Annotated in this window: 13 protein-coding genes; 11 read left to right on the top strand and 2 right to left on the bottom strand. The window is 58.5% G+C overall.

From position 1 onward, the window contains the following. Window positions 1–554: 554 nt before the first annotated feature. Both BM026_RS00010 and BM026_RS00015 read right to left on the bottom strand, forming a co-directional pair. Window positions 555–1775 carry a CaiB/BaiF CoA transferase family protein gene (locus BM026_RS00010; protein ID WP_093527053.1) on the bottom strand — a complete coding sequence of 407 codons (1221 nt, stop codon included), beginning with the start codon at window positions 1773–1775 and terminating at the stop codon, window positions 555–557. Window positions 1776–1787: 12 nt separating this feature from the next. Next, the gene (locus BM026_RS00015; RefSeq protein WP_093120099.1) at window positions 1788–2969 is read right to left on the bottom strand and encodes an acyl-CoA dehydrogenase; all 1182 of its coding nucleotides are present in this window, start codon (window positions 2967–2969) and stop codon (window positions 1788–1790) included. Window positions 2970–3127: 158 nt separating this feature from the next. Here BM026_RS00015 and BM026_RS00020 point away from each other — a divergent pair, with 158 nt between their 5' ends. The 11 genes from BM026_RS00020 (at window position 3128) to BM026_RS00070 (ending at window position 13180) form a co-directional block, all read left to right on the top strand. Next, the gene (locus tag BM026_RS00020) at window positions 3128–4027 is read left to right on the top strand and encodes a LysR family transcriptional regulator (protein WP_093514284.1); all 900 of its coding nucleotides are present in this window, start codon (window positions 3128–3130) and stop codon (window positions 4025–4027) included. A gap of 452 nt (window positions 4028–4479) precedes the next feature. Next, window positions 4480–5601 carry a Re/Si-specific NAD(P)(+) transhydrogenase subunit alpha gene (locus BM026_RS00025; protein WP_092250844.1) on the top strand — a complete coding sequence of 374 codons (1122 nt, stop codon included), beginning with the start codon at window positions 4480–4482 and terminating at the stop codon, window positions 5599–5601. A gap of 15 nt (window positions 5602–5616) precedes the next feature. Continuing rightward, window positions 5617–5937 carry an NAD(P) transhydrogenase subunit alpha part 2 gene (locus tag BM026_RS00030; RefSeq protein WP_003220416.1) on the top strand — a complete coding sequence of 107 codons (321 nt, stop codon included), beginning with the start codon at window positions 5617–5619 and terminating at the stop codon, window positions 5935–5937. Beyond that, window positions 5937–7373, top strand: a complete 1437-nt coding sequence (locus BM026_RS00035; RefSeq protein ID WP_071490970.1) for an NAD(P)(+) transhydrogenase (Re/Si-specific) subunit beta — start codon at window positions 5937–5939, stop codon at window positions 7371–7373. Before BM026_RS00030 ends, BM026_RS00035 begins: the two co-directional genes overlap by 1 nt. A 179-nt stretch (window positions 7374–7552) precedes the next feature. Continuing rightward, window positions 7553–9046 (top strand): acetyl-CoA hydrolase/transferase family protein, encoded by a 1494-nt coding sequence (locus BM026_RS00040; protein WP_092250847.1) that lies wholly within the window; start codon window positions 7553–7555, stop codon window positions 9044–9046. Between the two features lie 318 nt (window positions 9047–9364). Continuing rightward, on the top strand, window positions 9365–9580 hold the full coding sequence (locus BM026_RS00045) for a DUF1127 domain-containing protein (RefSeq protein ID WP_093527055.1): 216 nt from the start codon (window positions 9365–9367) through the stop codon (window positions 9578–9580). Window positions 9581–9843: 263 nt separating this feature from the next. After that, window positions 9844–10029 carry a DUF1127 domain-containing protein gene (locus BM026_RS00050; protein ID WP_092250850.1) on the top strand — a complete coding sequence of 62 codons (186 nt, stop codon included), beginning with the start codon at window positions 9844–9846 and terminating at the stop codon, window positions 10027–10029. A gap of 136 nt (window positions 10030–10165) precedes the next feature. Further along, on the top strand, window positions 10166–10486 hold the full coding sequence (locus BM026_RS00055) for a DUF2388 domain-containing protein (RefSeq protein ID WP_071490967.1): 321 nt from the start codon (window positions 10166–10168) through the stop codon (window positions 10484–10486). 80 nt (window positions 10487–10566) lie between these two features. Next, window positions 10567–10875, top strand: a complete 309-nt coding sequence (locus BM026_RS00060; RefSeq protein WP_092250853.1) for a DUF2388 domain-containing protein — start codon at window positions 10567–10569, stop codon at window positions 10873–10875. Window positions 10876–10901: 26 nt separating this feature from the next. After that, on the top strand, window positions 10902–11222 hold the full coding sequence (locus BM026_RS00065; protein ID WP_058424449.1) for a DUF2388 domain-containing protein: 321 nt from the start codon (window positions 10902–10904) through the stop codon (window positions 11220–11222). After that, entirely contained in the window at window positions 11219–13180 is a 1962-nt protein-coding gene (locus tag BM026_RS00070) for a DUF7844 domain-containing protein (RefSeq protein ID WP_092250856.1), read from the top strand. The genes BM026_RS00065 and BM026_RS00070 overlap by 4 nt, the downstream gene beginning before the upstream one ends. Window positions 13181–13271: the final 91 nt, after the last annotated feature.

Consider the following 13271-nt stretch of genomic DNA (forward strand, 5'->3'; position numbering starts at 1 on the left):
TAACTTGTGATGCTGATAATCTTGTTGACTATCAGTCTGACTCCACAAGCACCCACACGAATTGCTTGATTCAGTTGTTAAAGAGCGGTTGGTTAAGATCTTTCGTCTCAACCGAGGCGCGCATTCTACAGCAGCCTCATTTGCTGTCAAGTGATTATTTTCAGAAGTTTTCGAAGATTTCTTCAACAACTTCAACCACTTGCGCTTCCGATCTCTCGTTAGCGGGAGGCGAATTCTACAGCGTTACACGCTGCTGTCAACACCTCTTTTTCTCCGCTTTCGACCGAGAGGATCGAAACGTTAATAGAGCCAGACAACACTGCCCTATCAACTCCTTCTGGGCTTCGATGAACTGAAGCAAGTCGCTGTCGAATTCTGCATAACTCTTTGTTTACCAAGGAGTTTTCCGTTTCGACTGCGCCGGAAGTGGGGCGAATTATAGACTTCCAGGATCTGCCGTCAACCCTTAATTTTGCTTTTCTATCAATTAGTTAGAGTTGATTAAAAAACCACCAATAAAGCGCCGCTAATGCTCTCTATATAGAAGAAAGAATTCAGATGACGCCCGCAGCCTTCAATGCGACCACATTCGCCACCCCCAGCCCCAATACTTCCTGAAGCACCTTGGCCGTATGCTCTCCCAGCAGAGGAGGCGCACTACGATACTCCACCGGCGTCTTGGACAACCGTATCGGGTTGGCAACCTGAGGCACCATCCCTGCCAACGAATGAGGCAGCGCCATCGCCAGCCCACGCGCCTTCACCTGAGGATCGGCAAACACCTGCGCCAGGTCATTGATAGGCCCACAAGGCACCCCCACCCGCTCCAGCTGCGAGACCCACTGCGCCGTCGTCTTGAACACCGTAGCCTGACGTATCAGAGGAATCAGCTCTGCCCGATTGGCCACCCGCACCTTATTAGTAGAAAAGCGTGGATCATCTGCCCACTGTGGCTGCCCAGCCACTTCGGCAAACTTGCGGAACTGCCCGTCATTACCCACCGTCAGGATGAAGTCGCCATCGGCTGTGGGAAAGTCCTGATAAGGCACGATATTCGGATGGGCGTTCCCCAGGCGCTTTGGTGGCACACCTGTCGTCAGGTAATTCATCGCCTGGTTGGCCAGGCATGCCACCTGTACATCCAGCAATGCCATATCGATATGTTGCCCGCCACCGTCATGATCCCGATGAGCCAGTGCCGCCAGTATCGCCACGGTCGAGTAAAGCCCCGTGAGAATGTCCGTCAGCGCTACGCCAACCTTCACCGGCCCAGCCCCCTCTTCTCCCTCTGGACGGCCAGTCAGACTCATAAGCCCGCCCAAGCCCTGAATCATGAAGTCATAACCAGCACGCGCCGCATAGGGCCCTGTTTGCCCAAAACCTGTAATCGAGCAGTAGATCAGCTCCGGGTTGATCTCCTTGAGCGATTCATAGTCCAGTCCGTAAGCCGCGAGACCACCCACCTTGAAGTTCTCGATCAGGATGTCCGACTTGGCCGCCAGCTCACGCACCAGCGCCTGACCCTCCGGCCGCGTGAAGTCAATTGTCACCGACTCCTTATTGCGATTGGCCGACAGGTAATACGCCGCCTCACTGGTGTTCTCACCATAGGCATCCTTGAGGAAGGGTGGCCCCCAGGCGCGCGTATCGTCGCCGCTACCCGGCCGCTCGACCTTGATCACCTCAGCCCCAAGGTCCGCAAGGATCTGCCCGGCCCAGGGGCCCGCCAGTACTCGAGATAAATCCAGCACCCGCAGGTGCGAAAGCGCGCCCATGCCGTGCTCCTATTAATAGAACGCCTGAAGACCGGTTTGCGCACGCCCCAGAATCAAGGCATGCACGTCATGAGTGCCCTCGTAGGTGTTGACCACCTCGAGGTTGACCAGATGACGCGCCACTCCGAACTCATCGGAAATCCCATTGCCACCCAACATGTCCCGGGCCATCCGTGCAATGTCCAGGGATTTGCCGCACGAGTTACGCTTCATGATCGAAGTGATCTCAACCGCCGCCGTGCCTTCATCCTTCATGCGCCCCAGACGCAGGCAACCCTGCAGAGCCAGAGTAATCTCGGTCTGCATGTCTGCCAGCTTCTTCTGGATCAACTGAGTTGCCGCCAGTGGACGGCCGAACTGATGGCGATCAAGCGTGTATTGGCGAGCGGTATGCCAGCAAAACTCGGCAGCCCCCAACGCCCCCCAGGAGATGCCATAGCGTGCAGAGTTCAAGCATGTGAAAGGCCCCTTCAAGCCACGCACATCCGGAAAGATGTTCTCTTGCGGCACGAACACGTTGTCCATCACGATTTCACCGGTGATGGAGGCGCGCAGCCCGACCTTGCCGTGAATCGCCGGAGCGCTCAAGCCCTTCCAGCCTTTCTCCAAGACAAAGCCACGGATATCGCCAGCATCGTCCTTGCCCCACACAACAAACACATCCGCGATCGGGCTATTGGTGATCCACATCTTTGCGCCCGTCAGGCTGTAGCCACCTTCCACCTTGCGTGCGCGAGTAATCATCGCCCCCGGGTCGGAACCGTGGTTAGGCTCTGTCAGACCAAAACAACCGATCCACTCGCCAGAGGCCAACTTGGGCAGGTACTTCTGCTTCTGCGCCTCAGTGCCGAATTCATTGATCGGCACCATGACCAGCGACGACTGTACACTCATCATCGAACGATAGCCCGAGTCAACACGTTCCACTTCGCGTGCGATCAACCCATAGCTGACGTAATTCAAGCCACTGCCACCGTACTGCTCGGGAATCATCGCGCCGAGCAGGCCCGTCTCGCCCATCTCGCGGAAAATTGCAGGGTCTGTCTTTTCATGGCGGAAGGCTTCGAGCACACGCGGCGCCAACTTGTCCTGAGCAAATTGCTCAGCACTGTCGCGCACCATGCGTTCTTCTTCGGTGAGCTGCTGATCCAGCAGCAGTGGATCGATCCAGTTGAAGCTTGCCTTGCCAGCCATGAATAAGCCCTCGCGGAAGAAATCGGAAGTCGTGGAGCCAGCGTAGGCCCGCCATGCGCGTAGGGCAAACGAGGTTTCCGCATAGGGTTGTGCTAATTTCTCACTTCGAAGCAGCCAAAAATGGCGTATATGCGCCCTAGCAAGTGAGGACACGGTATATGCGCAGGAAAATTCCCAGTACCACCGCTTTGGTCAGTTTTGAAGCGGCAGCCCGCCACGAGAGCTTCACCAAGGCTGCGCAGGAGCTTTCGATCACTCAAGGCGCTATCTGTCGACAGATCGCCAGTCTCGAGGAGTTTTTAAGTGTCGAGCTGTTTCGCCGTTCACGGCGCGGGGTAAAGCTGACAGAGGCGGGGCTGTCGTATAGCCGTCGCGTGGCGACGCAACTGGATGCGGTGGAGCGCGATACGCTTTCCGTCATGGGCCAGCAGGGCGCCAACACCATCGAACTGGCCGTAGTCCCGACGTTTGGCACTCAATGGTTGATACCTCGCCTCAAGGATTTCCAACGCCAGCACCCCGAGGTCACGGTCAACCTCACGAATCGAACCCGACCTTTCCTGTTTGCCGACACAGAGTTCGACGCCGCCATCTACTTTGGCGACGCCGACTGGTCCGGTACCGAATCCCACCGGCTGATGGGCGAAAATCCTGTACCCGTATGCAGCCCTCGACTATTGGGTGACCGTGCGCAGTTCAGCGCCCAGGCGATTGCAGAACTGCCGCTTCTGCAGCAAACCACACGACCCTACGCCTGGCGCCAATGGTTCAACGCCCAACATCTGAACATCCCACGCGACATGACAGGCCCCCGTTACGAGCTATTCTCGATGTTGTCCCAAGCGGCCATGCATGACATGGGGATCGCGCTGATCCCCCCGTTCCTTATCCAGCGTGAACTGAACGATGGCCAATTGGTGATAGCAAGCCCCGAGGCGCTGAGCAGTACGAAGGCTTATTACCTGATGATTCCCGACAGAAAAATCGAATCCGCTTCGTTGCACGCGTTCAGAGACTGGCTCATCGACCAGTCGCAACGCTACAGCTCCAATGTTTAAAGGCTAAAACAACATTGCTGACTTTGTAGTCAATCAACTTACAGTCCTACAGATGTATATATATGTCGCATTTAAACAGACCGTATCTCAAAGGTAAAAATACAGCTGAAAGCCATTAATTACGTGGCTTATAGCGACTATTGCAAGCCAATGGCCGACCATTCACACCAACCATGCAAAAATATTGGAAAAGCGTGCGAAACCCTTTAAGCCTATGTATTTGAACAGCTTAATTCAGTGCATTGCGACAATCAGTCACAGGGTGACTTGTAGTTAATTTTTCGTCACCCGTCATAATCCCTTGAAGGCCGTAAAGTTCGCCTGCAAAATGCCGCGCCCCGCTGTCATTTCAGCGGGATCGTGCTGATCGGCCGCCCCAGTTGCGCCACTCGCGGTGCACTGGCCTTTTTACAAAAAGATCAAAAGCAAAAAGATCATGCAGGAGATTTGACGTGCACATTGGTGTTCCTCTCGAAACCCATACCGGTGAAACGCGGGTGGCTGCCACCCCGGAAACCATCAAGAAGCTGATCGGCCAGGGCCATAAGGTCACTGTACAAAGCGGAGCAGGCATCAAGGCCAGCATCGTCGACAGTGCGTATGAAACGGCAGGCGCGACCATTGGCAGTGCCAACGATGCGTTTGGCGCAGAGCTGATTCTCAAGGTGGTAGCCCCCAGCGACAGCGAACTGACGCTGATCAAAAGTGGCACCGTGTTGGTCGGCATGCTCAATCCGTTCAGCAACGAAACCATTGCCAAGTTGGCCGAGCGCGGTATTACAGCCTTCGCCCTGGAAGCTGCACCGCGCACCTCGCGGGCCCAGAGCCTGGACGTGCTGTCCTCCCAGGCCAACATCGCCGGCTATAAGGCGGTACTGCTCGCCGCTCATCACTATCCGCGCTTCATGCCGATGCTGATGACCGCTGCGGGCACCGTCAAGGCTGCTCGCGTGCTGATCCTCGGCGCCGGAGTGGCGGGCTTGCAGGCCATCGCCACAGCGAAACGCCTGGGTGCCGTCATCGAAGCGTCCGACGTACGCCCGGCCGTAAAAGAGCAGATCGAGTCTCTCGGTGCCAAGTTCGTCGACGTGCCTTACGAAACCGACGAAGAACGCGAATGCGCCGTCGGCGTCGGCGGTTACGCTCGCCCGATGCCCACCAGTTGGATGCAACGCCAGGCCCTGGCTGTGCACGAACGCGCCAAGCAAGCTGACATCGTCATCACCACCGCCCTCATCCCAGGCCGTAAAGCTCCGACGTTGCTCAGCGCTGAAACCGTGGCACAGATGAAGCCCGGCTCCGTGGTGATCGATCTCGCGGCCGCCCAAGGCGGCAATTGCCCGCTGACCGTCGCCGACCAAGTAGTAGTGGAAAATGGCGTGATCATCTGCGGCCCGACCAACCTGGCCGGTGCCGTCGCTGCCGACGCGTCAGCCTTGTATGCGCGCAACCTGCTGGACTTCCTGAAGCTGGTCTTCACCAAGGAAGGGCAGTTTGAAATCAACCTCGAAGACGACATCGTCGCCGCGTGCCTGATGTGCCGCGACGGCCAAGTCATCCGTAAAAACGCCTAAGCAGGGATTCAGACGATGGAAGAGCTTATCTCCCCCGGTATCTACAACCTGATCATCTTTGTGCTGGCGATTTATGTCGGTTACCACGTGGTCTGGAACGTCACACCCGCACTGCACACGCCGCTGATGGCGGTGACCAACGCGATTTCGGCGATTGTGATCGTCGGCGCCATGCTCGCCGCCGCACTCACCGTGACGCCCCTGGGCAAGACCATGGGCACCCTGGCCGTGGCCTTGGCAGCAGTGAACGTGTTCGGCGGTTTCCTGGTGACGCGCCGCATGCTCGAGATGTTCAAAAAGAAAGCCCCGAAAGCAAAAGAAGAGGCGCCTAAGTAATGAGCATGAATCTGGTTACGACGCTCTACTTGATCGCGTCGATCTGCTTTATCCAGGCCCTTAAAGGCCTGTCACACCCGACCACTTCGCGACGCGGCAACCTTTTCGGCATGCTCGGCATGGCGCTGGCGGTACTCACGACCGTGGGCCTCATCTATAAGCTCGGCGCTGAACTCGCCACTGCTGGTATCGGCTACGTGATTGTCGGCCTGCTGATCGGCGGCACCGCCGGCTCGATCATGGCCAAGCGCGTGGAAATGACCAAGATGCCCGAACTGGTCGCCTTCATGCACAGCATGATCGGCCTGGCTGCAGTGTTCATCGCCATTGCCGCCGTAGTCGAGCCGCAATCACTGGGCATCGTCAAACACCTGGGCGATTCGATCCCTGCCGGTAACCGCCTGGAACTGTTTCTTGGCGCAGCCATCGGTGCCATCACCTTCTCCGGTTCGGTGATTGCGTTCGGCAAGCTGTCGGGCAAGTACAAGTTCCGCCTGTTCCAGGGTGCACCGGTACAGTTCGGCGGCCAACACAAGTTGAATCTGGTGCTCGGCCTGCTGACACTTGGCCTGGGCCTGGCGTTTATGTTCACCGGCAACCTCACCGCCTTCGCGTTGATGCTGGCCCTGGCCTTCGTGCTCGGCGTGCTGATCATCATCCCGATTGGCGGCGCGGACATGCCCGTGGTTGTCTCGATGCTCAATAGCTACTCCGGCTGGGCGGCGGCGGGCATCGGTTTCTCGCTGAACAACTCGATGCTGATCATCGCCGGCTCCCTGGTGGGCTCCAGCGGCGCGATCCTGTCTTACATCATGTGCAAGGCGATGAACCGTTCCTTCTTTAACGTACTGCTCGGCGGTTTCGGCAATGCGCCGGATGCGGGTGCAGCAACGGGCTCAAAAGAAGCACGTCCGGTAAAGTCCGGCTCTGCGGACGATGCGACCTTCCTGCTGACCAACGCCGACACCGTGATCATCGTCCCGGGCTATGGCCTGGCGGTGGCGCGGGCGCAACACGCGCTCAAAGAACTGACCGAGAAGCTGACCCACCACGGCGTCACCGTTAAATATGCGATCCACCCAGTGGCAGGCCGCATGCCTGGACACATGAACGTCCTGTTGGCGGAGGCCGAAGTGCCTTACGACCAGGTGTTCGAGATGGAAGACATCAACTCCGAGTTCGGCCAAGCCGACGTGGTGCTGGTGTTGGGCGCGAACGACGTGGTCAACCCGGCCGCCAAGAACGACCCGAACTCGCCGATTGCCGGCATGCCGATCCTCGAAGCGTTCAAAGCCAAGACCATCATCGTCAACAAGCGCTCGATGGCCAGTGGCTATGCTGGGCTGGATAACGAACTGTTCTACCTGGACAAGACCATGATGGTCTTCGGTGATGCCAAGAAGGTCATCGAAGACATGGTCAAAGCCGTCGAGTAACACTGCCTCAGCGCAATACTCGAAACCCCGGCCTGCGATAGGCTGGGGTTTTTTATTACTGCATGAAACCCGACCAAAGGCTCTAAATCGCTGCCTGGCATTCGACCATGGTAGCGGGCCGAAATTTTTTGAAATCACTAAACTGCGCACCTTGCTTCCGCAGCCTGAGATAAGAATCCATGTACCGTGATCGCATCCGCTTGCCTTCGTTGTTGAACAAGGTCATGAGCGCGGCAGACGCCGCCGCACTGATCGAGGACGGCATGACCGTCGGCATGAGTGGCTTCACCCGTGCGGGTGAAGCCAAGGCCGTCCCCCACGCCCTGGCCGAACGCGCCAAGACGTCGCCGCTGAAAATCACCCTGATGACCGGCGCCAGCCTGGGCAATGACCTGGACAAGCAACTGACCGAAGCGGGCGTACTGTCACGACGCATGCCTTTCCAGGTCGACAGCACCCTGCGTAAGGCAATCAACGCCGGTGAAGTGATGTTCATCGACCAGCACTTGTCGGAAACCGTCGAACAACTGCGCAACAACCAACTCAAGTTGCCGGACATCGCGGTGATTGAAGCGGTGGCGATCACTGAACAAGGGCATATCGTGCCCACCACGTCTGTGGGCAACTCGGCCAGCTTCGCGATTTTTGCCAAACAGGTGATCGTCGAAATCAACCTGGCGCACAACCCGAACCTGGAAGGGTTGCACGACATCTATATCCCGACCTACCGGCCGACGCGAACGCCGATCCCGCTGGTCAAAGTTGATGACCGTATCGGCAGCACCGCGATCCCGATCCCACCGGAAAAGATCGTCGCCATCGTGATCACCAACCAGGCCGACTCCGCCTCCACGGTGACGCCGCCCGACAGCGACACCCAAGGCATCGCCAATCACCTGATCAACTTCCTCAAGCAGGAAGTCGACGCCGGCCGCATGACCAACAAGCTCGGCCCGCTGCAGGCCGGTATCGGCAACATTGCCAACGCGGTGATGTGCGGCTTGATCGAGTCGCCGTTCGAAGACCTGACCATGTATTCGGAAGTGTTGCAGGATTCGACCTTCGACCTGATCGACGCCGGCAAGCTCAGTTTCGCCTCGGGCAGCTCGATCACCTTGTCGGAGCGACGCAACGCCGACGTGTTCGGCAACCTGGAACACTATAAGGACAAGCTGGTACTGCGCCCGCAGGAGATCTCCAACCACCCTGAAGTGGTGCGGCGCCTGGGCATTATCGGCATCAACACCGCGCTGGAATTCGATATCTACGGCAACGTCAACTCCACCCATGTCTGCGGTACACGGATGATGAACGGCATTGGTGGCTCCGGGGATTTCGCGCGCAATGCGCACTTGGCGATCTTCGTCACCAAGTCGATTGCCAAGGGGGGCGCAATTTCCAGCGTGGTGCCAATGGTCAGCCACGTGGACCACACCGAGCATGACGTCGACATCCTGGTGACCGAGATTGGCCTGGCCGACCTGCGTGGCCTGGCGCCACGGGAGCGGGCCAGGGTAATCATCGACAACTGCGTGCACCCGGCCTACCGAGATGCCCTCAACAGTTACTTCGATGCCGCCTGCGCCATCGGCGGGCATACCCCGCACATCCTGCGCGAAGCACTGAGCTGGCACATCAACCTGGAAGAAACCGGGCACATGCTCAAGGCGTGATTGATACAGATCCGAGCTGATGCAAATACAGTTTCATCAGCTCGATGGATTCGCCCCGACTTATTGATAAAACTGTACTGCTGTACCGGTCATTTCCTACCGAAATATCCTACGAACCTCACCGAAAATACCTATTTCGCACTATTTCAGTGCGGACAGGTACAGTTGCCCCATTTACGTACAGTACAGCAGCTATAAACAGTTAACTGGCCCCTCACAATACAGGTGAACTGTATCTAGAGAGTGTTGCGCCGGAAGAGGATCATTGGCATCAGTTAAACCACTACCTAATCCCGCCACAAGCGGAAGGATGTCATCATGGAACGTACACTCAGTTCCGAACTGTTCTTCGACGAAAAAGCTGTAAACACCCAGGCCTCCCTGCCTCTGCGCGTTATCGCCAACCTGATGTTGTGGCAGCGCCGCATCTCCAGCCGCCACCAGCTGGCTCGTCTGGATTCGCGTCTGCTGGCTGACGCAGGTATCAGCGAAGCTCAACGCTACGAAGAGCTGAGCAAGCCGTTCTGGCGCTGATTCAGCGCTCGCTGGCCCTGACCTGACGGGTCCACTGCCAGCAACCTGATTTGTCAAAACAAAGCCCGCCCCGGGAAACCGGAGGCGGGCTTTGTTGTTTCCGGGATTCGGATTTTTAACGGAAAACAGAAGCCTAGCGCAGCAATAGGTACAGTTAAAAAAAATATAACAGTTAAGCAGTACAATTTAATATTGGTGTATCTGTATCGGTCGGACGCCGCCAGCCAACATGGTGTTCCAAGACCTCATGAAAGGTACTCACCATGGATACGTCACCCCCCCTTTATAAGCGACTGCCACGCCAGGCAGCCTCCATCCTGGCTAAATGGCTACGCCACGCTTATGAACGACGCCAATTGTCGCAGCTTGATACCCGGGAGCTCTCCGACGTCGGCATCAGCCAGGGCGACCGAATGGCCGAGCTGTCCAAGCCGTTCTGGCGTGACTAGGCAGTCAAGGCGCTTCCCGAACGGATAAGCGGCGGCTTAATATCCAGTCACCACGTGGCGAACCGCGTAGTACAGGCGTCTGATCCCCAATGGCTGCCCTGCGCCACCTTATCCGTTCATCTACTGGAGTCATCCCATGTCCCGTCTTCGCCTACTGAGTGCTGCCACCCTGTTGGCCCTGGCTGCCAACGCCAACGCGAGCAGCTTCATCGTGACCACCGACTCCATCGTCGGCGCGTTGAAGGCCACTTCCGACGCCACCTCCGATGCCACGTCCTCTCTACGTGACAACAAGGTCGTGCGTGCAGCCCGTGACGACGCTGCCAGCTTTGTCGCCAGCGAAGGCGCCATCCGTGGCGTGAAGCTGGAAAGCGCCCTGGCCCAGATCCGCCAGCAGGCGCCGCAATTGAACACTGCCACTGACGCACAACTGGCCCAAGCCATCCTGGCCATCTGACGACAAGGCGGACGCCCGAGCGCTGGCTCTCGCCCGGGCATTGCGCTAGCCTTGGCGCTCGTTTTCAGTTGTCGAGTGCCATGGTTTTTTCATACCGCCTTTTAATCGTCCCTGCGTTGTTTTCGTTCGCTTGGTCGCCGATGGCTTCAGCCTTTGACCTCACCACCCAGAGCACCGTCGTGAGCGCGTATGTCACCAGCAAGGTGACCTCCGCACCCTTCGACAGAAAAGTGATAATGGCCGCCCAGGATGACGCCGCTGCGTTTATCGCCACTGACGGCCAATGGCGGGGCGCGCGGCTGGAGTCGGCACTGGATTATCTGCGCCGCAGCCAACCAAAACTTAACGCCAGCGACCTTGAACTGGCGCAGGCAATTCTCGTCCAATAATCATCCTTATTTTTTGGAGTCATTCCATGCGTAGCCCGCTGATTGCTGCCACCCTGGGCCTGCTGTTGTTGGCCGACATCGCCCAGGCGCATACGCTGGTGGCCACCAGTAACATCATTGTTCGCGCCTCCGGCCGCACCATTGATTTCACCTCGGACACCACCACCTCCATCCGCGACTCCAAAGTCGTGCGCGAAGCCCACGATGACGCCGCCAGTTTCGTCGCCAGCAATGGCGAGATCCGTGGCGCCCACCTTGAGGCCGCCTTCGACACCCTGCGCACACGCCTGCCGGAAGCCCGCGACGCCAGCGACCAGACCCTCGCCGAAGCCATCCTCGCACTGTGAGGCGAATCGTCGCCTGGCTCCTGGCCGGGGCAGTGCTGCTGTGCGCCAGCGCAGCCCAGGCCAGCCTGCAGCTGCGACTCAAGACCGAAGGTCTGAGCCCGGCTGAACAACAGGCCAGCCAGGCGTTGCTCGACGAAGCGATGCGTTCCCTGCCGCCACGCTTCGTCGAGCAGTTGGACCGGCGCATTGATGTCGGCTGGACCGACAAGATGCCCGAGAACGCCTACGGGCAAGCCTCGCTCGTGTCCGAGCTGGACCTCAACAGTAACCTGCTGGCCAGCCTGACCGACGGTAGCGCCGCCACCCAGAAAACCAATCGCCCCCACGGCACTGTGCGCCGGGAAATGCTCGCCACGGTGCTGCATGAACTGACCCACATCTATGACCGTGCGCGCCTGTGGTCCAAAGAAGACCGCACGCTGATCAATCGCTGCAGCCGCCAGAACAACCTCACCGGCCTGATCGGCCTGCCTGATCAATGCCGTGGCCAGAATGGCCGGCGCTTTACCCTGAGCGATGATCCACGCCTGCTGGACCTGGCCGGTTGGCCGCAATACGTCGGGCGCCGTGGCGAGCGTGAACAGCACAACCATCAGGTGGCTCGCAGCCCGGACATTTACGAAACCACCAGCCCGCTGGAGTTCGTCGCGGTCAACATGGAGTATTTCCTCCTCGACCCTGGCTACGCCTGCCGCCGTCCCGCGCTGTTCCGCTATTACAAGGAACACTTCGGCTGGGCCCCGCCGCAACAAGACACCTGCGCCAGCACCTACGCCTTCCTAAATGCCGGTAACGATTTTGCCAAGACACCGCTGGGGCATGTGGACCCGGAGCGCGTCTACGAGATCGACTACCTGCTGGCCGAAGCCAACCAGAACCTGGTCAGCCGTTGGGGCCACAGCATGCTGCGCCTGGTGATCTGCGCACCGGGGCGCCCGCGTGGGCCGGATTGCCGGCTGGACCTGGACCAGCATCTGGTTCTTTCCTATCGCGCGTTCGTCGGTGACGTACAGCTGTCGAGTTGGGACGGCCTGGTCGGCAAGTACCCCTCGCGCCTGTTCGTGCTGCCGCTGGCGCAAGTGATCGATGAATACACCAAGACCGAGCTGCGCGGGCTGGCCTCGGTGCCGTTGAAACTGACCCGCCAGGAAATCAACGATACCGTCGAGCATGCCGCCGAAATGCATTGGAGCTACGACGGCAACTACTTCTTCATCTCCAACAACTGTGCGGTGGAAAGCCTGAAACTGCTACGCAGCGGCAGCGCCAACCCGCAATTGACCGGCCTGGACAACATCACCCCCAATGGCTTGCTCGAGGTGCTGAGCGCACGCGGCCTGGCCGACACCAGTGTGCTGGATGACAAACGCAGGGCATTGCGCCTGGGTTATCACTTCGACTCCTTCCGCGAACGCTACCAAGCCATGTTCGACGTGCTGCGCAAACACCTGCCGATCAAACAGACCCAGGTCGAAGACTGGCTATCCCTGAGCGCCGAGGAGCGTCGCCAGTGGTTCGACCAGGCCGATCTGCGCACCAGCGCCGCGTTGCTGCTGCTGGAGCAGGCGAGCTTTCGCAAGCAGTTGATGCTGGCCCAAGACGAAGTCAAACAACGCTACCTCGGCGCCCGCGAGCTGAAAAACGGTGGCATGGAAAAAGCCAATGCCACGCTGCAACAGATCCTTGCCAACAGCGGTTTCCTCAGTCGCCCGGCGGAACTGCTCGGCAGCGGCGGCTATGGCTTGCCGCAACCTTCGGAAGCCACGCGCCTGGAATCGGAAAGCGCCGAGCGCCAGAAGCAGCTGCAATCGCTGACCGGCGAACTGGATAAAGAGGTGAGGGCACTGCTGGAGCCTTCCCGCTCAGCCGAGATTGCCGCCTGTGAAGCCAACCTCAAGCTGGTGGGCGAACACTTGCGCAAGCTGCACAAAGCCGCCGGCGGCCTCGAACTGCCCTAAAAACCTCAAGCAAAATATAGACAAATGTGGGAGGGGGCTTGCCCCCGATAGCGGTGTGTCAGCCTGCGCATGCAGTGACTGGCACCCTGCT

Origin of the sequence: Pseudomonas sp. NFPP24 (assembly GCF_900112095.1) — a bacterium.
GTDB lineage: Bacteria > Pseudomonadota > Gammaproteobacteria > Pseudomonadales > Pseudomonadaceae > Aquipseudomonas > Aquipseudomonas extremorientalis.

Coding starts and splice junctions, on each gene's coding strand:
- BM026_RS00010 (WP_093527053.1), bottom strand. CDS start 1,775: ATGGGCGCGCTTTCGCACCTGCGGGTGCTGGATTTATCTCGAGTACTG.
- BM026_RS00015 (WP_093120099.1), bottom strand. CDS start 2,969: ATGGCTGGCAAGGCAAGCTTCAACTGGATCGATCCACTGCTGCTGGAT.
- BM026_RS00020 (WP_093514284.1), top strand. CDS start 3,128: ATGCGCAGGAAAATTCCCAGTACCACCGCTTTGGTCAGTTTTGAAGCG.
- BM026_RS00030 (WP_003220416.1), top strand. CDS start 5,617: ATGGAAGAGCTTATCTCCCCCGGTATCTACAACCTGATCATCTTTGTG.
- BM026_RS00035 (WP_071490970.1), top strand. CDS start 5,937: ATGAGCATGAATCTGGTTACGACGCTCTACTTGATCGCGTCGATCTGC.
- BM026_RS00040 (WP_092250847.1), top strand. CDS start 7,553: ATGTACCGTGATCGCATCCGCTTGCCTTCGTTGTTGAACAAGGTCATG.
- BM026_RS00045 (WP_093527055.1), top strand. CDS start 9,365: ATGGAACGTACACTCAGTTCCGAACTGTTCTTCGACGAAAAAGCTGTA.
- BM026_RS00050 (WP_092250850.1), top strand. CDS start 9,844: ATGGATACGTCACCCCCCCTTTATAAGCGACTGCCACGCCAGGCAGCC.
- BM026_RS00055 (WP_071490967.1), top strand. CDS start 10,166: ATGTCCCGTCTTCGCCTACTGAGTGCTGCCACCCTGTTGGCCCTGGCT.
- BM026_RS00060 (WP_092250853.1), top strand. CDS start 10,567: ATGGTTTTTTCATACCGCCTTTTAATCGTCCCTGCGTTGTTTTCGTTC.
- BM026_RS00065 (WP_058424449.1), top strand. CDS start 10,902: ATGCGTAGCCCGCTGATTGCTGCCACCCTGGGCCTGCTGTTGTTGGCC.